The organism is Gordonibacter massiliensis (ex Traore et al. 2017) (genome assembly GCF_019731765.1).
Lineage (GTDB): Bacteria > Actinomycetota > Coriobacteriia > Coriobacteriales > Eggerthellaceae > Gordonibacter > Gordonibacter massiliensis.
The window spans coordinates 55,517-75,850 of record NZ_JAASIO010000013.1 but is presented as its reverse complement, the minus strand read 5'-3'; the positions used below and the strand labels follow the sequence as shown (position 1 = coordinate 75,850).

Annotated in this window: 21 protein-coding genes; 20 read left to right on the top strand and 1 reads right to left on the bottom strand. The window is 66.4% G+C overall.

Annotation, left to right across the window (positions count from 1 at the left end; all coding sequences use genetic code 11):
- The first annotated feature begins 1 nt into the window (after nt 1).
- The 10 genes from cobA to HCH03_RS13155 all read left to right on the top strand — a co-directional run bounded on the left by cobA (nt 2) and on the right by HCH03_RS13155 (nt 9,883).
- Nucleotides 2-1,534: a uroporphyrinogen-III C-methyltransferase gene (gene cobA / locus HCH03_RS13200; protein WP_246600030.1), complete on the top strand. Its 1,533-nt coding sequence runs from the start codon at nt 2-4 to the stop codon at nt 1,532-1,534.
- Complete coding sequence (hemB, locus tag HCH03_RS13195; protein WP_221689860.1) at nt 1,531-2,502, top strand: porphobilinogen synthase; 972 nt, start codon at nt 1,531-1,533, stop codon at nt 2,500-2,502. The genes cobA and hemB overlap by 4 nt, the downstream gene beginning before the upstream one ends.
- A 56-nt stretch (nt 2,503-2,558) precedes the next feature.
- On the top strand, nt 2,559-3,845 hold the full coding sequence (hemL, locus tag HCH03_RS13190; RefSeq protein WP_221689859.1) for a glutamate-1-semialdehyde 2,1-aminomutase: 1,287 nt from the start codon (nt 2,559-2,561) through the stop codon (nt 3,843-3,845).
- 52 nt (nt 3,846-3,897) lie between these two features.
- Entirely contained in the window at nt 3,898-4,086 is a 189-nt protein-coding gene (locus HCH03_RS13185; RefSeq protein ID WP_114601624.1) for a 4Fe-4S binding protein, read from the top strand.
- Between the two features lie 36 nt (nt 4,087-4,122).
- A complete protein-coding gene (gene dsrA / locus HCH03_RS13180; protein WP_080143741.1) occupies nt 4,123-5,313 on the top strand; it encodes a dissimilatory-type sulfite reductase subunit alpha in 1,191 nt (396 codons plus the stop codon).
- 124 nt (nt 5,314-5,437) lie between these two features.
- A complete protein-coding gene (gene dsrB, locus HCH03_RS13175) occupies nt 5,438-6,493 on the top strand; it encodes a dissimilatory-type sulfite reductase subunit beta (RefSeq protein WP_185904581.1) in 1,056 nt (351 codons plus the stop codon).
- Nucleotides 6,494-6,644: 151 nt separating this feature from the next.
- The gene (locus HCH03_RS13170; protein WP_185904582.1) at nt 6,645-8,006 is read left to right on the top strand and encodes a YeiH family protein; all 1,362 of its coding nucleotides are present in this window, start codon (nt 6,645-6,647) and stop codon (nt 8,004-8,006) included.
- Nucleotides 8,007-8,009: 3 nt separating this feature from the next.
- Entirely contained in the window at nt 8,010-8,384 is a 375-nt protein-coding gene (locus tag HCH03_RS13165; RefSeq protein WP_221689858.1) for a hypothetical protein, read from the top strand.
- 96 nt (nt 8,385-8,480) lie between these two features.
- Nucleotides 8,481-9,359, top strand: coding sequence for a hypothetical protein (locus HCH03_RS13160; RefSeq protein ID WP_221689857.1), 879 nt, complete (start codon nt 8,481-8,483; stop codon nt 9,357-9,359).
- Between the two features lie 50 nt (nt 9,360-9,409).
- Nucleotides 9,410-9,883, top strand: a complete 474-nt coding sequence (locus HCH03_RS13155) for a DVU0298 family protein (protein ID WP_221689856.1) — start codon at nt 9,410-9,412, stop codon at nt 9,881-9,883.
- Here HCH03_RS13155 and HCH03_RS13150 read toward each other — a convergent pair.
- Nucleotides 9,880-10,536, bottom strand: coding sequence for a precorrin-2 dehydrogenase/sirohydrochlorin ferrochelatase family protein (locus HCH03_RS13150; RefSeq protein WP_221689855.1), 657 nt, complete (start codon nt 10,534-10,536; stop codon nt 9,880-9,882). The genes HCH03_RS13155 and HCH03_RS13150 overlap by 4 nt on opposite strands.
- Before the next feature lie 279 nt (nt 10,537-10,815).
- Here HCH03_RS13150 and HCH03_RS13145 point away from each other — a divergent pair, with 279 nt between their 5' ends.
- The 10 genes from HCH03_RS13145 to hisS all read left to right on the top strand — a co-directional run bounded on the left by HCH03_RS13145 (nt 10,816) and on the right by hisS (nt 20,213).
- Nucleotides 10,816-11,037, top strand: coding sequence for a hypothetical protein (locus tag HCH03_RS13145; protein ID WP_080143734.1), 222 nt, complete (start codon nt 10,816-10,818; stop codon nt 11,035-11,037).
- A gap of 61 nt (nt 11,038-11,098) precedes the next feature.
- Nucleotides 11,099-11,620 (top strand): RsbRD N-terminal domain-containing protein, encoded by a 522-nt coding sequence (locus HCH03_RS13140; protein ID WP_185904587.1) that lies wholly within the window; start codon nt 11,099-11,101, stop codon nt 11,618-11,620.
- Entirely contained in the window at nt 11,617-12,606 is a 990-nt protein-coding gene (gene dsrM / locus HCH03_RS13135) for a sulfate reduction electron transfer complex DsrMKJOP subunit DsrM (RefSeq protein ID WP_185904588.1), read from the top strand. Before HCH03_RS13140 ends, dsrM begins: the two co-directional genes overlap by 4 nt.
- Before the next feature lie 5 nt (nt 12,607-12,611).
- Complete coding sequence (gene dsrK, locus HCH03_RS13130) at nt 12,612-14,270, top strand: sulfate reduction electron transfer complex DsrMKJOP subunit DsrK (protein ID WP_185904589.1); 1,659 nt, start codon at nt 12,612-12,614, stop codon at nt 14,268-14,270.
- On the top strand, nt 14,257-14,652 hold the full coding sequence (dsrJ, locus tag HCH03_RS13125) for a sulfate reduction electron transfer complex DsrMKJOP subunit DsrJ (protein WP_221689854.1): 396 nt from the start codon (nt 14,257-14,259) through the stop codon (nt 14,650-14,652). Before dsrK ends, dsrJ begins: the two co-directional genes overlap by 14 nt.
- 56 nt (nt 14,653-14,708) lie before the next feature.
- Nucleotides 14,709-15,485, top strand: a complete 777-nt coding sequence (dsrO, locus tag HCH03_RS13120) for a sulfate reduction electron transfer complex DsrMKJOP subunit DsrO (protein ID WP_221689888.1) — start codon at nt 14,709-14,711, stop codon at nt 15,483-15,485.
- On the top strand, nt 15,478-16,701 hold the full coding sequence (gene dsrP, locus HCH03_RS13115; protein WP_221689853.1) for a sulfate reduction electron transfer complex DsrMKJOP subunit DsrP: 1,224 nt from the start codon (nt 15,478-15,480) through the stop codon (nt 16,699-16,701). The genes dsrO and dsrP overlap by 8 nt, the downstream gene beginning before the upstream one ends.
- 75 nt (nt 16,702-16,776) lie before the next feature.
- Nucleotides 16,777-17,091: a TusE/DsrC/DsvC family sulfur relay protein gene (locus HCH03_RS13110; protein ID WP_080143727.1), complete on the top strand. Its 315-nt coding sequence runs from the start codon at nt 16,777-16,779 to the stop codon at nt 17,089-17,091.
- Between the two features lie 50 nt (nt 17,092-17,141).
- Nucleotides 17,142-18,647, top strand: a complete 1,506-nt coding sequence (locus HCH03_RS13105; RefSeq protein WP_221689852.1) for a cobyrinate a,c-diamide synthase — start codon at nt 17,142-17,144, stop codon at nt 18,645-18,647.
- Nucleotides 18,648-18,839: 192 nt separating this feature from the next.
- On the top strand, nt 18,840-20,213 hold the full coding sequence (gene hisS, locus HCH03_RS13100) for a histidine--tRNA ligase (RefSeq protein ID WP_221689851.1): 1,374 nt from the start codon (nt 18,840-18,842) through the stop codon (nt 20,211-20,213).
- Nucleotides 20,214-20,334: the final 121 nt, after the last annotated feature.

Genomic DNA, 20,334 nt, shown 5'->3' with positions numbered 1-20,334 from the left:
CATGGCGACGATGACGGAAGGGTCGCAGGTTTACCTCGTGGGCGCCGGCCCCGGCGACCCGGGGCTGCTCACGCTCAAGGGGCGCGCGGCCATCGAACGAGCCGACGCGCTGGTGTACGACCGGCTGGTGTCCCCGCGTTTGCTGGGCTACGCCCGGCCGGACTGCGAGCTCGTGTACGTGGGCAAGACCCCCGACCACCACACGCTGCCCCAGCGCGAGATCAACGCGCTGCTGGTGGAGAAGGCGCTGGCGGGCAACGTGGTCGTGCGTCTGAAGGGCGGCGACCCGTTCGTGTTCGGTCGCGGCGGCGAGGAGGCCGAGGAGCTGCGCGCGCACGGCATCCCCTACGACGTGGTGCCGGGCGTGACGTCGGCCGTGGCCGCGCCCGCCTACGCGGGCATACCGGTGACGCACCGCGACGCGGCCTCGTCCTTCACCGTCATCACGGGGCACGAGCACGCCGACAAGAGCGCGTCGGCCATCCCCTGGGAGCAGGTGGCGCGCTTGAAGGGCACGCTCGTGTTCCTCATGGGCATGGACAACCTGGGGCGCATCGCGGGCAGCCTCGTGGAGCACGGCATGGACCCCGCCACCCCAGCGGCCGTCGTGCGCTACGGCACCTGGCCGATGCAGCGCACGGTGCTCGGCACGCTGGCAAGCATCGAGGAGCTTGTGCGCGAAGAGGGCATCGAGAACCCGGCCGTCATCGTGGTGGGGCAGGTCGCCGCGCTGCGCGAGCGCTTGGCGTGGGTCGAGCGCAAGCCGCTGTTCGGCAAGACCGTCGTGGTCACGCGCGCCCGCCACCAGGCGTCGGCGCTCTCGTCCGCGCTCGAGGAACGCGGCGCGCAGGTGCTGGAGTTCCCGGCCATCGAAACGGTTCCCCCGACCGATCCGCGCCCGCTGGGCGAGGCGGTGGCCGGTATCGAGGCGTACCAGTGGGTCGTGTTCACGAGCGCGAACGGCGTGGACGCCTTCTTCGCCGAGGCCGCGTCCCTTCGCCTCGACGCGCGCTGCCTGGCGCGCGCCGAGGTGGCGGCCATCGGCTCGGGAACCCAGGCCGCGCTCGCCCGTCACGGCATCGTGCAGGTGCACGTGGCGCGGGAGTTCTGCGCCGAGGGCCTCGTGGAGCTCCTGGCCGGTAAGGTGGGCGCGCGCGACCGCGTGCTCATCGCCCGCGCCGAGGACGCCCGCGACGTGCTGCCCCGCGAGCTCGCGAAGCTCGGCGCGACGGTGAACGACGTGGCGGCCTACCGCACGCGCGCGGTGGCCCAGGGCGCGGACGCGCTTGCGGACGCCCTGCGCGCGGGCGAGGTGGACGCCGTCACGTTCACCAGCTCGTCGACGGTGACGAACCTGCTGGCCTGCCTGGACGGCCCCGCGCTGCTCGAAGGGGTCGATCTGTACTCCATCGGTCCCGTAACCACGGAAACGCTGCGCGAGGCGGGCCTCGAACCCCGGGCGCAGGCCGCCGAGTACACCATCGCGGGCCTCGTGGCCGCGCTGGTCGATTCGCAAGGAGGAGAACCCCGATGAAGATGCGCAAACGCCCCCGCCGCCTGCGGGAAACCGCCGGGTTGCGGGCCATGGTGCGGGAGCACCACGTGCGCGTGGACGACCTGATCTACCCGCTGTTCGTGTGCAGCGGCGCGGGCAAGCAGGAGCCCGTGCCCTCCATGCCCGGCGTGTTCCACTACTCCCTCGACCGGCTCGGGCCGGTGCTCGACGAGGTGGCGGGCAAGGGCATTCCCGCCATCCTCTTGTTCGGGCTGCCCGCTTTCAAAGACGCGCGCGGCACGCAGGCCTATGCCGACGACGGCATCGTGCAGCAGGCCGTGGCCCTTGCCAAGCAGCGGCGCCCCGAGCTCACGGTCATCACCGACGTGTGCCTGTGCGAGTACACCGACCACGGCCACTGCGGCCTCGTGGACGGCGAGCACGTGCTCAACGACGAGTCGGTGGAGCTGCTGGCCGCCACGGCCGTGTCCCACGCCCGGGCGGGCGCCGACATCGTGGCGCCGTCCGACATGATGGACGGCCGCGTGGGCGCCATCCGCGACGCGCTCGACGAGAACGGCTTTGCGCACGTTGCGGTGATGTCCTACGCGGCGAAGTTCGCCTCGGCCTTCTACGGGCCGTTTCGCGAGGCGGCCGACTCGGCGCCGCAGTTCGGCGACCGCAAGACCTATCAGATGGACCCGGCGAACGGCGACGAGGCCCTGCGCGAGGTCATGCTCGACGTGGAGGAGGGCGCCGACCTCGTCATCGTGAAGCCCGCGATGGCCTACGGCGACGTGCTGTACCGCACGAAGCGGGCCTGCGGCCTGCCCGTGGCCGCCTACTGCGTGAGCGGCGAGTACGCCATGGTGAAGGCCGCCGCCGCGCAGGGGTGGATCGACGAGCGCCGCGTGGTCATGGAGGCGCTGCTGGGCTGCAAGCGCGCGGGCGCCGACCTGCTCATCACGTACCACGCCCTCGCCGTCGCCGCGTGGCTGCGCGACTAGAACCGACCGATCGTCGGCGCGATGCGCCGGCTTGGGAAACAGGAGGTGTACCGAGCATGCTCGATACCACGAAAAGCGAGGAAGCGTACCGGCTCGCCTGCCAGGTGATTCCGGGCGGGGTGGACTCGCCCGTGCGCGCGGCGCGCGCGGTGGGGCGCAACCCGGTGTTCCTGGCGCGCGGCGAGGGCTCGCGCGTCTGGGACGTCGATGGGAACGACTACGTCGACTACGTGGGCTCGTGGGGTCCGCTCATCTGCGGACACGCTCATCCCGCCGTGGTCGAGGCCGTGTGCCGCGCCGCCCAGCTGGGCTCGTCGTTCGGCGCCCCCACCGAGGCGGAGACGGCCCTGGCCGAGGAGATCCGCCGGGCCTACGACGCCGTGGAGATGATGCGGTTCGTGAACTCCGGCACCGAGGCCACCATGAGCGCGCTGCGCCTGGCGCGCGGCGCCACCGGACGCGACTACATCGTGAAGTTCGAGGGCTGCTACCACGGGCATTCCGACGGCCTGCTGGTGAAGGCCGGCAGCGGCGCGCTCACCAACGGGCGGCCCAGCTCGAGCGGCGTGCCCGCGTCCGTGGCCGAGAAGACGCTCGTGGCGCGCTACAACGACAGCGCCAGCGTGGCCGCGCTGTTCGAGGAACATCGCGAGCGCATCGCCGCCGTCATCGTGGAGCCGGTCGCGGGCAACATGGGCGTGGTCCCGCCTGATCCCGGCTTCCTGCTCGACCTGCGCGCCCTGACGCTCGAGCAGGGGAGCGTGCTCATCTTCGACGAGGTCATGACGGGTTTCCGCGTCGATTACGGCGGCGCCTCGCGCTACTACGGCGTGCTGCCCGATCTCGTGTGCCTGGGCAAGGTCATCGGCGGCGGCCTGCCGCTCGCGGCCTTCGGCGGGCGCGCCGACCTCATGGAGGGCCTGGCCCCGCAAGGGCCGGTGTACCAGGCGGGAACCCTCTCGGGCAACCCGCTGGCGGTGGCCGGCGGCTTGGCGACGCTCAAGCTGCTGCAAGAGCCCGGCACCTACGAGCGCTTGTTCGAAACCGCCGCCGCCCTCGCGGACGGCTTGGAGGACGTCGCGCGCCGCGTCGGCGTGCCCCTTTGCGTCAACCGGGTGGGGGCCATGTTCTCGGCCTTCTTCACGGACGAGCCGGTGACGGACTACCGGAGCGCCTGCAACGCGGACGCCGAGAAGTTCGCCCGGTACTACCGGGCCATGCTCGAGGCGGGGGTGTACCTGGCCCCGAGCCAGTTCGAGGCGGCGTTCGTCTCGACGGCCCACAGCGAACAGGACATTGCGTACACGCTGGAGCAAGCCGAGCGCGCCCTGCGCGCCCTGTAGGCACGTGCGTGCGGTTCCATAGCGAGTTCAAGACGGGAAGGGGGTGATTGGTATGTATATGGTTTCTCTTGACGAGGAGGCGTGCACGGGGTGCAACTCATGCGCCGACGGCTGTCCCGCGGGCATTTTGAGTTTCGACGGGGAAAAGGCCTCCATAAAAGGCGACCCGTGCGACTGCATGGGCTGCGAGGCCTGCGTGACGGTGTGCCCGTCCGGTGCTATCACCGTGATGGAACTGTAGCGCCAACGAACCCCCCCCGGAAAACAGGAGGATATTATGGCAGAAAAGAGAGAAACCCCCCAGCTCGACGAGCTGGAGAAGGGTCCCTGGCCAAGCTTCGTGACCCAGATCAAGCGCGCGGGCGAGAAGAACGCCATGGCCGACGACCTGCTGGGGCTGCTCGAGAAGTCCTACGAGGACAAGGTGGGGCACTGGAAGCACGGCGGCATCGTGGGCGTGAAGGGCTACGGCGGCGGCGTCATCGGCCGCTACACCGACATGCCCGAGGAGTTCCCGAACATCAGCGAGTTCCACACGGTGCGCGTGGCCCAGCCGAGCGGCTGGTTCTACACCACCGACATGCTGCGCGACATCTGCGACGTGTGGGAGGAGCGCGGCAGCGGCCTCACGAACATGCACGGCTCCACCGGCGACATCATCTTGCTGGGCACGCACACCGACCAGCTGCAGCCCATCTTCGACGACATCAGCGACAAGGGCTTCGACCTGGGCGGTTCCGGCTCCGATCTGCGCTCGCCCAGCTGCTGCGTGGGCCCCGGCCGTTGCGAGCACGCCTGCTACGACACGCTGGACATGTGCTACGACCTGACGAACGAGTACCAAGACGAGATCCATCGTCCCATGTGGCCGTACAAGTTCAAGTTCAAGATGTCGGGCTGCGCGAACGACTGCGTGGCGGCCCAGGCGCGCGCCGACTGCTCCATCATCGGCACGTGGCGCGACTCCATCATCATCGACCAAGACGAGGTGAAGAAGTACGCCGAGGCGGGCCTGGACATCCAGATGGACGTGTGCCACCGCTGCCCGACGCACTGCCTGACCTACGACAAGGACACCCAGGAGCTCACGGTGAACGCCGAGGAGTGCTCGCGGTGCATGCACTGCATCAACGTCATGGGCAAGGCCATCAAGCAGGGCAAGGAGAAGGGCGCCACCATCATGATCGGCGCGAAGTCGACCATCGTGAAGTCGGCGTTCATGTCGTGGGTCGTCGTCCCCTTCATGAAGATGGAGCCGCCCTACACCGAGTTCAAGGAGATGATGGACCGCATCTGGGACTGGTGGGACGAGAACGGCAAGACGCGCGAGCGCATCGGCGAGCTCATCTACCGCTTGGGCATGGGCGAGTTCCTGCGCGCGACGGGCATCCCCGCCGTTCCCCAGATGGTGTACCGCCCGCGTGCCAACCCCTACGTGTTCTGGCAGAAGGACGAGATCGAGGAATAGCGCGCCGCGCCGTCGTGCTCTGCCGCGCATCGCCCTCGCGGCGCTTTCGGGCCCCGCGCCCCTCCCGCGCCCGCCGCGATGCGCGTGAACCATATTGTTCCCGTTGAAAGATGAGGTGAGTTACATGCCCAAGATCGACAATGGACCTCCGGACTACCGCAAGAACCTGCCGCCCATAATCGAGCAGAACTACGGCAAGTGGGACTACCACGAGTCGCCCCGCCCCGGCGTTCTGAAGCACGTGGGCCCGGCCGGCGCGCTGTACAGCGTTCGCTGCGCCTCGCCCCGCCTCGTGTGCGTCGACTTCATCCGCGACGTGTGCGCGCTGGCCGACAAGTACTGCGACGGCTACCTGCGCTTCACCAGCCGTAACAACATCGAGTTCCTCGTGTCCGACGAGCAGAACGTCGAGCCGCTCATCGCCGAGTGCGAGGCTCAAGGGATGCCCGTGGGAGGCACCGGCGCGTCCATCAGCAACGTCGTGCACACGCAGGGCTGGGTGCACTGCCACACGCCTGCGACCGACGCGTCCGGCATCACCAAGGCGGTCATGGACGACCTGTTCGAGTACTTCCAGCGCGACGATTTGCCCAACAAGCTGCGCATCGCCATGGCGTGCTGCCTGAACATGTGCGGCGCCGCCCATGTGAGCGACATCGCGCTCGTGGGCATCCACCGCACCGTGCCGCGCATGGACCACGACGCCATCCGCAAGGGCACCGAGATTCCCAGCCTCGTGGCCAGCTGCCCCACCGCGGCCATACGCCCCGATCCCAAGAACAAGAGCGTGACCATCGTGGAGGAGCGCTGCATGTACTGCGGCAACTGCTACACCATGTCGCCCGGCATGCACATCATGGACTCCAAGAACGACGGCGTGGCCATCCTCGTGGGCGGCAAGGTTTCCAACGCCCGCACGGCGCCCAGCTTCTCGCGCATGGTCATCCCGTTCTTGCCGAACAACCCGCCGCGATGGCCCGAGGTGACCGAGGCCGTACGCCACATCGTGGACCTCTGGATCGAGAACGCCCGCAGGGGAGAGCGTTTGGGCGAGTGGATCGAGCGCATCGGGTGGGAGCGCTTCTTCAGCATGTCGGGCATCCCGTTCACCGACAAGCACATCGACGACTACATCTTCTCGCGCGAGACGTTCAGGACGTCGGCTGCCTTCAAGTACTAGCGTTTCAAGCTCTCAATCCGCGTTGGCGGGATTGGCGGAACCCGTCGACGCGGATTGATCAGCGATAACTGACGATGTCGCTTATCGCTGGTCGAGTATCTGAGGGACGGGCAGCGATGCCGCTGCCCGAACAGAGAAAAGGGGAAAACATATGTCAACAAACAACACCAAGACCAACGGAGGCGGGCTCAAAAGCCTCTACCTGAAGGAAGACTGGTGGGCTGTATGGATCGGCCTCGGCATCGTTATCGTGGCCCTGATCCTGTGGGCTACCGGGCAGTCCGGCATTTTGGGCGTGCTCAACGTGAAGTTCGCGGGTTACAGCGACTTTGCGGGCCTGCTGCCGTGCGTGACCGGAATCTTCCCGAACGCCATCATCCTGTACGTCGTGCTGGCCATCATCTTCTCGGTCGTCATGGGCATCATGGGCAAGAGCGTTCCCAAGTTCCTCGGGGGCTTCACGCTTTTGTACATCATGGCCATCTTGGTTCAGATCCTCTCCGCCTGGAGCCTGGCCAAGACGCTCAGCCTCGAAGCGCCGGTCATGGCCCTGATCGTGGGCATCATCATCGGCAACTTCGTCAAGATCCCGGATTGGTTCGAAGCCGGCATGCGCACCGAGTTCTACGTGAAGACCGGCATCGTGCTCATGGGCGCCACGCTTCCCTTCACGCTGATCCTTCAGTCCGGCCCGGTCGCCCTTTTGCAGGCCACCGTCATCGCCGTGTCCACCTTCCTGGTGATCTACTTCTGCGCCACGCGCCTGTTCAAGCTTGAGAAGCCGTTCGCGGCGACGCTGGCCACCGGCGGTTCCATCTGCGGCGTCTCCGCCTCCATCGCCATCGGCAGCGCCGTCAACGCCAAGAAGGAGCACGTGTCCGTTTCGATCTCCATGGTTGTCATCTGGGCTACCGTCATGGTGTTCCTGCTTCCCATCATCTGCCGTGCCCTGGGCTTGTCCGACGGCGCCTCCGGCGCTTGGATCGGCACGTCCGAGTTCGCTGATGCCGCCGGTATGGCCGCGGCCGCCCAGTTCGGAGACGGCGCCATCACCACGTTCACCCTTATGAAGGTCGTCGGCCGCGACATCTTCGTCGGCGTGTGGGCCTTCATCCTGGCCATCATCTCCGTCACCATGTGGGAAAAGGGCGAAAGCGCCGACGGCACCCGCCAGAAGCCGTCCGCCGGCGTTATCTGGGAGCGCTTCCCGAAGTTCGTCGTGGGCTTCTTCATCGCTTCCATCATCATCACCGTCGTGACGCTTGCCTCCACTCCCGACGTTGCGGCCACCATCGACAAGCAGGTTCTCGGCCCGATCAAGGGTCTGCGCGGCTGGGCGTTCATCCTGTGCTTCCTCTGCATCGGCCTCACCACGCGCTTCAAGGCCCTTGCCGCCACTGGTTGGAAGCCTTTTGCGGCTTTCACCTGCGGCGTTGTTGTCAACGTGGCGCTCGGCTTCCTGTTCTCCACAATGATCCTGAACAACTACTGGACGACCGTGGGACTTGGGTAAGCAATGGACGAGCCAACCGTAGTCAAGCACACCTGCATCCAAAGCGCCTGCTTCTTCCTTCCGTTCTTCGAAGCGGGGGAATGGCGCCGAAGGGGGAAATCGCCTTGGAAGTCCGTCAAGAAGATCGAGGCGACCCCGGATGCCGTTCGCGAGCTCGCGGCGTACACGCAGCGATGCATGTCGCATAGCGCGGCCGTCATGGAGTTTTTGCTGAGCATTCATGACGACTGGGAGATCACCGTCAAGAAGGACGGGGTGTGGATGGAAACGGAAACGATGATTTACGAGGACATCCTTCCCAAGCTCGAAGAGGCGGGCATCAGCGAGAACGACTACGCGCTCTACAGCGAGTACACGCGCAAATGGGGGATGATCTAGCCTCCTGGGGTTCATGCTCGAAAACGCAGGCGGTCTCGCGCAAACGGGGCTGCCTGCGGCTTTTCAAGGCGGAGGCAGAGCGGGAGAGGAAGCAAGATGAGGGCTTACGAGCGTATCGGGGAGATCCTGGGCGATAGGGCCGACGAGGAGTCGCGCGCGTGGGTGCGACGGAACTACACGATCAGGGTGCGCGTGGCCGGGGTTGCCGCCTTCGCGTTCTTCATGATGATCATGGGGATGTCGGGCACCCCGTGGTTCGTCGTCAGCACCCTGGTCCTTCTGCCGCTCACGATCGTCGCGGTGTTTTTCGGGGTGTTCATGCGCGGCTCGGTGAACAAGGGCCTCACGCGCCTGATCGACCAGGATTGCGATCCGCTTCTGTGCGGGCGCCGGACGCTCGCGCTGCTCGAAAAGGACAAGAAGAACGCGGACCCGCGCAACGGGCTGTTCAGCTACGCCTATGCCCTGCGGTGGCAGGGGAAGTGGAACGAGGCGGCCAAGCTCGTGCGCGACCTGGAGGACGATCCGGACCCTCAGAGCGCGTTTCTCTACCACAACCTGATGGCGTACTGCGCATGGGACAAGCGCGACCTCAAGGGCCTTACCGCCGAGGTCAAAGCCTTGAAGGAGCTTTCCTGCGAGGGGTTGTCGAAAGATGCGTCCGCGCACATTGCCGAGCATGTCGCCCTGCGCGAGATGCTGGCAAAGGAGATCAACGGAAAGGCGTCCAAAGCGGCGGCCGAGTATAGCGAGGTCGCCGACGGCCCCCAAGCCCTTCCCGCGCATCGCGTGCTGTTCTCGCTGAAGGCGGCGGACTGTCTGGCCGACCCCGCCGAGCGGCATGCGCGCCTCGCCTACGCGGCGGAGAACGGCGGCACCACCTGGTGCGCCGCGGAGGCGAAGAAGCGGCTTGAGAAGGAAAGCCGGAAGAAACTCGCCGGCGCGCCGGCGGAAGGGGCCCCCTTGTCGTCCTGAGCCGAGGCAACGTGGCTGCTGAGCCTTTCCGTGCGAAGGGAGGAGCTGATTTGGGAGAGATCACGAAAAGCGGCGTCCGGGCGCTCGTCGAGGCCGGCGACGAGCGAACCCTTCTGGCGCTGTTCGACGAGGACCCGAGCCGGGTGAGGCGCTATCTGACGCGGCTCACGCGCGCGGCCGACGACGCCTGCCGCGCTCGCGCCGTCGTATGCTTCAAAACGCTCTCGCGGGAAAGGTCGGCCCACATGCCCGAGTTCTTCTTGGAAATCGTGCGCCGCAGCCTGTGGGAGATGAACGAGGAGGGCGGCAACGTGGCCTGGTCGGCGCCGGAAGTCGCCGGCGCGGTGATCGCGGGCTCGCCCGTGCGGTACGGCGGCTTCTTCTCGTACCTGTTTCACGCGGCCGTGGACGAGCCTTCGTTCCAGCCCTCTCTGCTCGCGGCGTTCGAGCTGGTGTCCGCTGCGGACCCTTCGCTGACGCGGCCCTTCGAGGAGCAGGCGCGGGCCTTGCGCGAGGCGCTTTAGGAGCGCGCCGCGCTCCGGCTCAGCTCGACCAGGATGCCATCGAGCAGCTCGTCTGCGGCGTGCAGCTTGCCGACGTCGATGAGGCGCTGCACGCAGCCGTCCGTGGCGCGCTGCCAGAACCGGTAGCGGTCGGCCTCGTCGGGCAGCGCCGCTATGACGCGCGGCCGCCAGGCGCACAGCAAATCGAGGTACGCTTCGAAGCTGGCGGGTATGCGCTCTTCCAGGTCGTTGCGCAGCCGGCGTGCGGTGAGGGGACTCGCGCCCTCCGTGGACACGGCTATGGACAGCCTGCCGCGGCGCAGCACCGAGGGAAGGAAGAACGTGCAGAGCTCCGGGCGGTCGGCCACGTTGATCATCAGGTGGCGGCCCGACGCGTCGCGGTACGCCTGCGCGTTCACGGACTCGTCGTCGGTGGCCACGAACACGATGTCGGCGCCGTGGAGGTCCGCCGCGTCGTAGGTTTTGGCGCGCCAGGCGCAGCGCCCGGCGTCCGCCAACGCGCGCAGGGCGTCCGTGAGCGCGGGCGCGACGATGGTGACGGACACGTTGTAGGGCAGCAGCCCTTCGACCTTTCTGGTGGCTACGGCGCCGCCGCCCACCACGAGCACCGACTGGCCTTCGAGAACGAGTGAAACGGGATACGTTCGAGGCATCGCGACCCCCTGCTCTGCGTTGTCGGACGGGAAGCTACCGTGCGCGCCCATTGTACCATCGGATGGGCTCCGCCGGTGCGCGCCCACGGCGCAACATGCGCTGAAAAACGTCGTTCATCAGGTGTTACGCTCCGTCATCGGCTTTCGTAATGCTTTGATGAAAACCTTTTATTTTACAGGTCGAAACAAGGGTGATTTACTGGTAGTCACGTGCAATGGGCAACCGGTTCCCACCGGAGAAGGCCCTTTCATTCATGCACCATCGAGGAAGAGGCTAGTATGCAAAAAGGTGCCGCAGATCCTGCCATCAAGCAAAAAGTTCTCGATTACCTTGAGACGGTTGAAAAGGCGAAGAGCAAGGAGATAGCCAAGGCCATCTCCGAGGACAAGTCCGCCGTCGACCTCGCCGTCAAGGAGCTTTCCTTCGAAGACAAGGTGGAGTACCTCTACATCACCACCACGTTCATCGCCCTGAAGGGCAAGGTCGCGCCGCCCGAATAAAACGCTCGCCATGCGGGGAGCATGCTGTCGGACGCAAGCGAAGCAGGGGAGATGAATGCCGATGAACGCGATCTATGGGGAAATAGAGGCCAGGCGAGGCTCCATCCTCAAAGCATGGAGGGCGGGCCTCGACGGCGCGTCCGGAGAGTCGCGCCCTTCGTCAACGAAGAAAGCCAACCCTTTCACCGCCTCGGTGACCTATCTGGTTAACGAGGGAACGAGCGACGTCGTCACGTGGCTGGTCGATCAGAGGGGCGCCGAGGACATTCCCGAAAGCTTGGTGGACCTCTGCCGTCTGAAGGCCGTGCAGGAGGCGAGCCCGTCGCTTGCGTTCGGCTTCATCTTCGACTTGAAGCGGGCCATCCGCTCGGCCCTGACCGCCTCCGGCAAGGAGCGGGAGGGAGCCGAACTCGGGCAGGTGGACGACCGCATCGACGAGCTGGCGCTGCTGGCCTTCGATCGCTATTCGGAGTTCAGGGAGAAGATATACCTGATCAGGGTAGCCGAGATGCAGCGAGGCGAGGGCCTCGCGCAGCGGAGGCAGGCAGGCAACCGCACCGCGCGCGAAAGAGAAGCCGTATGAAGATAGCGATCCCCCTGGCGCTCACCGCGCTGCTTGCCGCGCTGGCATGGGCGGGCACGGAGTATCTGGGCCTGCAGGTTCTTTTCGGCATCGTCATTCCCTACGCCGCCGTTGCCTGCTTCGTCGTCGGCTTCGTCTTCCGCCTGTTCAAATGGGGTAAGTCGGCCGTGCCGTTCCGCATTCCCACCACGTGCGGGCAGCAGAAGTCGCTGCCGTGGATCAAGCAGAACAAGATCGAGAACCCCTCGTCGTTCGCGGGCGTTGTGGGGCGCATGCTCCTCGAGGTGCTGGTGTTCCGCTCGCTGTTCCGCAACACGAAGACCGAGAAGCGCGACGACCGGCTGGGCGTGGGCTCCGCCAAATGGCTTTGGCTGGGCGCGTTGGTGTTCCACTGGTCGTTTCTGCTCGTCATCGTGCGGCACCTGCGCTTCTTCACGGATCCCGTCCCCGGGTTCCTCGCGGGCCTGGACGGCGCGGACTCCTTCTTCCAGGTGGGCCTGCCCCTGCTCTACATCACCGACCTGACCATCGTGGCGGCGCTCACGTTCCTGTTCGTCCGCCGCGTGGTGGTTCCTCGCGTGCGCTACCTCTCGCTGCCCAACGACTTCTTCCCCCTGTTCCTGATCATCGGCGTGGTGCTGGCCGGCGTGGCCATGCGCTACGTGTTCAGGATCGACCTGGTGGGCGTGAAGGAGATGACCATGGGGCTGGTGACGCTGCATCCGGTCGTAGTCGACGGCGTCGGGGCGATATTCTACGTCCATTTGTTCCTGGCCAGCGCGCTTATCGCGTACTTCCCGTTCAGCAAGCTCATGCATGCCGGCGGGATCGTGCTGTCGCCCACGCGCAACGCGGCCAACGACTCGCGCATGGTGCGCCACGTCAACCCGTGGAACCCCGACGTCAAAGTGCACACGTACGCCGAGTACGAGGAAGAGTTCAAGGACAAGATGGCGAAGGCCGGCTTGCCGCTGGATGCGGAGTGAGGGACATGGCTAACCAAGTGATACCAGAAAACGAGCTGCTCGACTTCTCCTACGATCTTCCCAAGACAAGCTGGATGCACACGCCGGTCGAGTTCAAGCCGGGCATGTACTGCCACGGCGCGAAGGAGAAGACGGTCGAGGCGGTGGGCATGCCGAACGGGCACGCATGGTCGCCTGCCGACGAGGACTGGCACCTGCCCGAAGGCTGGAAGGAGACCGTCCTCAACGGCATGCAGAGCCTCATGGGGAAGTACCGCTCGTTCAAGCTGTTCATGGACGTGTGCGTGCGCTGCGGGGCTTGCGCCGACAAGTGCCACTTCTACCTGGCGTCGGGCGACCCCAAGAACATGCCCGTGGTGAGGGCGGAGCTTCTGCGCTCGGTGTACCGCCGCTACTTCACGCTGTCGGGCAAGATGTTCGGCGAGCTGGTGGGCGCCCGCGACCTCACCGAGGACGTCATCAAGGAGTGGTACTACTACTTCTTCCAGTGCACCGAATGCCGGCGCTGCTCGGTGTTCTGCCCCTACGGCATCGACCAGGCCGAGATCACCATGATGGGGCGCGAGCTGCTGAACCTGCTGGGGCTCAACACCGAGTGGATAGCAGGGCCGGTGGCCAACTGCTACAACAAGGGCAACCACGTGGGCCTCGAACCGCAGACCATCATGAGCAATGTCGAGTTCATGATGGAGGACCTCGAAGAGATCACCGGCAAGACCTACAACCCCTCGTTCAACCGCAAGGGCGCGGAGATCCTGTTCGTGGTGCCGTCGGGCGACCTGTACGCCGAGCCGGGCACCCACACGTTCATGGGCTACATCATGCTGCTCGAGGAGCTGGGGCTGGACTACACGCTGAGCACCTACGCGTCCGAAGGCGGCAACTTCGGCTTCTTCACGGCCAACGACATGGCCAAGCGCCTGAACGCGAAGATGTACGCCGAGGCCAAGCGGCTGGGCGTGAAGTGGATGCTGGGCGGCGAGTGCGGGCACATGTGGCGCCTGGTGAACCAGTACATGGACACCTGGAACGGCCCGGCCGACTTCCTGGAGGTGCCGGTGTCGCCCGTCACGGGCACGCGGTTCGAGAACGCCAAGTCCACGAAGATGGTGCACATCACCGAGTTCACGGCCGATCTGCTGTACCACGACAAGATCAAGGTCGACCCGAGCCGCAACGACCACCTGGTGGTGACGTACCACGATTCCTGCAACACCGCCCGCGCCATGGGCCTTCTGGAGGAGCCGCGCTACATCATCAACAAGGTGTGCAACAACTTCCACGAGATGGCGGAGGAGACCATCCGCGAGAAAACCCTGTGCTGCGGCAGCGGGGCCGGCCTGAACGCCGGCGAGAACATGGAGCTGCGCATGCGAGGGGGCTTCCCCCGCGCGCAGGCCGTGCGGCAGGTGCGCGACGCGTACGGGGTGAACACGCTGGCGAACATCTGCGCCATCGACCGCGCCGCCTTCCCGGCCCTCATGGACTACTGGGTTCCCGGAACGCGGGTCACCGGGGTGCACGAGCTGGTGGGCAACGCGCTCGTGCTCGAAGGGGAGGGCGAGCGCACGCTCGATCTGCGCCTGCAGGAGCTGCCGCGCAAGCCCAAGCCCGCAAGCGCGGACGCGGCGAGCGAGGAGGGAACCGACCATGTACAAGGGTAAGCGCATCGTCGCCTTCGCCGTGGTGTTCTGCGCGGTGGTGCTCATGCCGTTCTGGGCGAACGCCTTCGGCGCGTCGGCTTCGTCGGGCCCCGAGGTGAGCACCGACACGCCCGCCATCAACCAGCTGGACGAGAAGCAGTGCGTGGCGCAGACGGAGTACATGAAGAGCTCCCACATGCAGATGCTCGACCAGTGGCGCACCGACGTGGTGCGCAACGGCTCGCACGAGTACACGAGCGACTCGGGCCAGGTGTACGAGAAGAGCCTCGACGGCACCTGCCTCGGCTGCCATTCGAACAAGGAGGAGTTCTGCGACGCCTGCCACGACTACGCGGGGGTCGACCTGTACTGCTGGGATTGCCACGACGGCTCCGCGTCGTGAACGGAAGAGGCGGCGCACGCGTTCGGCGAGGCGATGAGAGGAGCCGGGTTTTGGCCATGAAAAGGCGAGATTTTCTGATAGCGGGAGCGGCGCTCGGCGCCGCCGGCTTGGGGGCTCTGAGCGGATGCGGCCCGACCGAAGGCGCGCCCGCACGTGCGGAGGGCGGAACCCCCGGACGGCATTGGGGGTTCGTGGTCGACGTGGAGAAGTTCAATCGCGTGGCCGACATGGACAAGATACGCTCCGTGTGCGCCCAGGCCTACAACATCCCCTCGATCGACGATCCCAAGGAAGAGATCAAGTGGATCTGGGAGGAGCCCTTCGAGGACAGCTTCGCCGACATGGACGAGGCGTACCTGCCCGACGCCGTCAAGGAATCCGGCGTGCCGGTGCTCTGCAACCACTGCGAGGAGCCGCCGTGCGTGCGCGTATGCCCCACGCAGGCCACGTTCAAGCGCAAGGACGGCATCGTGGAGATGGACTACCATCGCTGCATCGGCTGCCGGTTCTGCATGGCGGCCTGCCCTTACGGCGCGCGCAGCCTGAACTTCAGCGACCCCGCGAAGCACTTGGACCACGTCAACCCCGATTTCCCCACCCGCACCAGGGGCGTGGTGGAGAAGTGCACCCTGTGCTCCGATCGCATCGACCGGGGCGAGGCGCCGCTGTGCGCGGAGGCTTCCAACGGCTCCATCCTGTTCGGCGACCTGAACGACCCGGATTCGGACGTGCGGCGCGCGCTGGCGCAATCGTTCTCCATCAGGCGGAGGGCGTCGCTCGGCACCGGCCCGAGCGTCTACTACGTGCTCAAGGGGGTTGAGGAGCATGCTTGAGAAAGCCCTGCACGGCTCCAAAGGCTATTACGTCTGGATCGCCGTTTTGCTGCTGGCCATCGCGGTGGGCGTGGCAGCCTACGCGAACCAGCTCATGAACGGGCTCACGCTCACCGGCATGAGCCGCGACGTGTCGTGGGGCCTCTACATCGCCCAGTTCGTGTTCCTGGTGGGCGTGGCGGCCTCGGGCGTCATGGTGGCCATACCCTTCTACCTGCATCACTACCAATCGTACGGCAAGATCGTCATCATCGGCGAGTTCATGGCGGTGGCGGCGGTGCTCACGGCGGTGCTGTTCGTGGTGGTGGACCTGGGCCAGCCCATGCGCGTGCTGAACGTGATACTGTTCCCCACGCCGAACTCCATGCTGTTCTGGGACATGTGCGTGCTCTCGTCGTACCTGATCGTGAACCTGGTTATCGGGTGGACGGTGCTGGGCGCGGAGAAGAAGGGCTTTCCGCCGCCCAAGTGGACGCACGTGCTCAGCCTGGTCGCCATACCGCTGGCCGTGGGCATCCACACCGTCACGGCGTTCCTGTTCTCGGGTTTGGCTGGCCACGACTACTGGCTCACGGCCATTATGGCGGCGCGCTTCTTGGCCTCGGCGTTCGCCGCGGGGCCGGCGCTGCTCGTCGTGTTGTGCCTCATTCTGAAGAAGACCGCCGGGTTCGACGTGCCGCGCAAGGCGCTCGACTCGCTGGCGAAGACGGTGTGCTACGCCATGATCGCGAACGTGTTCTTCTTCCTGCTGGAGGTGTTCACGGCGTTCTACAGCAACGTGCCCGGCCACAAGGCGCCGCTGGAGTACCTGTTCGTCGGGTTGGACGGGCACGGGCAGCTCGTCCCCTTCATGTGGGTGGCGACGGCGTTGGCGGCCATCGGCATCTTCCTGCTGCTGGTTCCCAAGTTCCGGCGCAATTACAAGACGCTCGTGCCGGCGCTCATGGCCGTGTTCTTCGCCTGCATGATAGACAAGGGGCTGGGCCTGGTGCTGGGCGGCTTCGTGCCGAACACGTTCGAGCAGGTGGTGGAGTACACCCCCAACATCAACGAGGTGCTGGTCATCTTGGGCGTGTACGGCATAGGCTTCCTCGTGCTGACGGTGCTGTGCAAGGTGGCCGTGGGCGTTCGGGCCAAAGAGATCGCACCGGCGCGCGAGCACGGGGCCGACGGCGACGCGGCGGCCGCTGCCTGCGAGGAGCCGGCCGCATCGTGAACGATGCATCGTCGCCGGCTATCCGGCGGCTGGGCATAAAGAACGAAGACGTACAGATCGACAAGGAGGTTCGAAATGGCTGATTTGGTGGTTGGAGATCGCACGCTCGCCCTCGACGAGGACGGTTTTCTCGAAGATGCGAGCCTGTGGGACGAAGAGGTGGCGGAGGCGCTTGCCAAGACCGAGGAAGTGGAGTTGACGCCCGAGCATTGGGAGATCATCAACTACCTGCGCAATTACTACGCCGAGTTCGGCGTGGCGCCCATGGTGCGCAAGATGCTGAGGGACACCGGCAAGTCGAACGCGGAGATATACGAGCTGTTCCCCAGCGGCCCCGGCAAGGGAGCCTGCAAGATCGCCGGCCTGCTCAAGCCGACCGGCTGCGTGTAGGCATCGTGGGCGGCGCGTGCGACAAGGGCGCGCTCCACGGCGGAAGCGCCATGCATGAAAAGGAGGGGACGCCGCTCGCGGCGATCCCCCGGGTGATGATCGCAGCGCCCCACGGCAGAAGCGGCAAGACCGTTCTGACGCTGGGGCTGCTGCGCGCTTTGCGCCAACGCGACGTGGACGTGCGGCCCTTCAAGAAGGGGTGCGACTTCATCGATCCCGGCTGGCATGCGCTTGCGGCCAAGGCGACGAGCCGCAATCTCGATCGCTACTTCATGGAGCCCGACCAGCTGCGCGAGGTGATGCTGGAGAACGCCGTCGGCGCCGATATGTGCGTGGTCGAGGCGGCCATGGGGCTCTACGACGGGCTCGACGTGGAGGGAAGCTGCTCGTCGGCCGAGATCGCGAAGCTGACGGCGACCCCGGTGATCTTGGTGGTCGACGTGACCCGCATGACCAGAACCGCGGCAGCCCTGGTCATGGGGTGCTGCGCGTTCGATCCGGACGTGCGGATATCCGGCGTCATTCTGAACAAGGTGCGCGGGCAACGGCAGCGGGAGCTGGTCACCCAGGCCATAGAGCGGTACTGCGACGTCCCGGTGGTGGGGTCGGTGCCGCAGGATGCGGGGATGGACGTGCCCGATCGACATCTGGGGCTGGTGACGGGGCCCGAGACGCGCGGGCGGGAGGAGCTGCTCGACGGCATCGCCGCCGTGGTGGCGCGCCACGTGGACCTGGACGCCGTGCGGTTCATCGCCCGCTGCGCCGGACCGATGCCGGGGGCTGCGGAAGCCGCCCGTACGGTTGCGGAGGCCGGGCGCGCGACTGAGGCGCTTACGCGCGAAGCGGCGGAGGAGGCGCGGCCTGCGGCTGCGGTGCGGGCGTCGGCGCCGAACCGGTCGGATGCGAGCGCCGTCATCGCCGTCGTGCGGGACGAGGCGTTCTCGTTCTACTACCCCGAGAATCTTCTGGCGCTCGAGCGCGCAGGGGCGCGGCTGACGTTCGTGAGCAGCTTGGCGGACGCGGCGCTGCCGTCCGATGCGGACGGCCTGTACATAGGGGGCGGCTTCCCCGAGGAGCATGCCGCGCGGCTCCAGGCCAACGCAGGCATGCGGGAGAGCGTGCGCGTGGCCGCCGAGCGGGGGATGCCGGTCTACGCCGAGTGCGGCGGCCTGATGTACCTGGGGCGGCGCCTGAGCTTTCGCGGGGCGACCTACGACATGGCAGGCGCGTTGGGGTTCGACACGGTCATGCACGAGAAGCAGCGCGCCCACGGCTACGCGCTCGCCGTCGTGCGGAAATCCGATTCCTGGCTGCCGGCCGGCACGGTGCTCAAGGGCCACGAGCACCATCATTCGCAGGTGGTCGACCTCGATCCGGCGCTGCCCCTCGCCTGCGAGATGCGCCGCGGCAGCGGCGTGACCGGCGAGCGCGACGGCCTGTGCCGCAAGGGCATCGTGGCCGGGTACCTGCACGTCAACGCCATCGCGTCGCCCGCATGGGCGCCGAGCTTCGTGCAGGCGGCCGCGCGGTACCGGGCGCTGCGCCAGGGTCTGTAGCGCGAGCCTCCTCGGTAGGCGTCGCCGACGGTTCGCCTCCTTTCGCGCGGCGGTGCGCGACGGTTTCCGCACGGTTGGTTTTCGGGAGCTTCGGCGCACGCCGGGGCTCCTTTTCGCTTGACTGCGTCGATCGCGTTGCGGATACGTTACAATAGCGGGCAGTCGAATCGCACGAGACGAGAAGGAACCATCATGGCGCTGCAAGCTCCCGAGGGAACGAAAGACCTGCTGCCGGAAGAGGCGAAGTTCTGGACGCATTTCAAGGCGGTGGCCACCGACGTGTTCGGCCGTTACGGTTACGAACCCATCGAGACGCCCGTGTTCGAGCAGACGGATCTGTTCGTGCGCGGCATCGGCGAGGCAACCGACGTCGTGTCCAAGGAGATGTTCACCGCCATCTCGGGCGAGAACCTGAAGAAGCTGCGCGAGGGCGGCACCGTGAAGGCGAAGAGCCGTCTGTCGCTGCGCCCCGAGGGCACGGCCGGCGTCGTGCGCGCCGTGGTGCAGCACGACCTGGTGCCGCAGGGCGCCGCTCCCGTGAAGCTGGTGTACGCGGGCCCGATGTTTCGCGCCGAACGCCCGCAGAAGGGCAGGCAGCGCGAGTTCAACCAGGTGGGCATCGAATGCCTGGGCGCCGAGGAACCCAGCGTGGACGCCGAGGGCATCATCATGCTCATGCGCTTCTTCGCAACCATCGGCATTCCCGTGGAGTCCACGGCGCTGCTGGTGAACTCCATGGGCTGCGACGCGTGCCGCCCCGCGTATCGCGATGCCGTGAAAGCCTATATGGACGCCCATGCCGACGAGCTGTGCGACGAGTGCAAGCGCCGCGCCGAGATAAACCCGCTGCGCGCGTTCGATTGCAAGAACCCCGCCTGCGCCGCCGTCATGGAGCACGCGCCGAAGATCACCGATCACCTGTGCGACGATTGCCGCGATCACTACGACGCCGTGAAGACGTATTTGAGCGGCGCCGGCCTTTCGTACGTGGAGGATCCGAAGCTCGTGCGCGGGTTGGACTACTACACGCGCACCGTGTTCGAGGTGCAGGTCACGGAGGGCATGGGCAGCCAGAACGCCATCGGCGGCGGCGGGCGCTACGACAAGTTGGCCGAGGAGGTGGGCGGCCGCCCCACACCCGGTTTCGGCTTCGCGCTGGGCTACGAGCGTTGCGTGCTGGCGCTGGAGGCCGCGGGCTGCGAGTTCCCTGCGACGCAGGCCTGCGACTTCTTCGTGGCGTGCGTGGACGATTCCGTGCGCGCCGAGGCGTTCTCCATCATGCAGGCGTTTCGCGACGCCGGCCTCACGGGCGATATGGATCACCAGGGCCGCAGCTTGAAAAGCCAGTTCAAGCTCGCCGGCAAGATGGGTGCCGCCTTGGTCGCCGTGCTGGGGCCCGACGAACTGGACAGGGGCACGGTCACCATCCGCAACATGCGCGCGCATCGCGAACGCGAGGTGGAGATCGCGGCGCTCAAGAACTTCCTCTCCTGCTTCGGCGGCGAGCCCTACGGCGCGCCGATTCCGAACATCGACGACGTGTTCGGGCAGCTTGAAGTGGAGTAGCGGAAGCAGGTTGCGAGAACGGGTCGCGGGAACGTTAAGAAACGGTGTGAAGCGCTCCGCTCTGATTGCGCACGGAGGCGCGGGGCGGTATACTACAAAGCGACAGCAGCGCCCGCTCTAC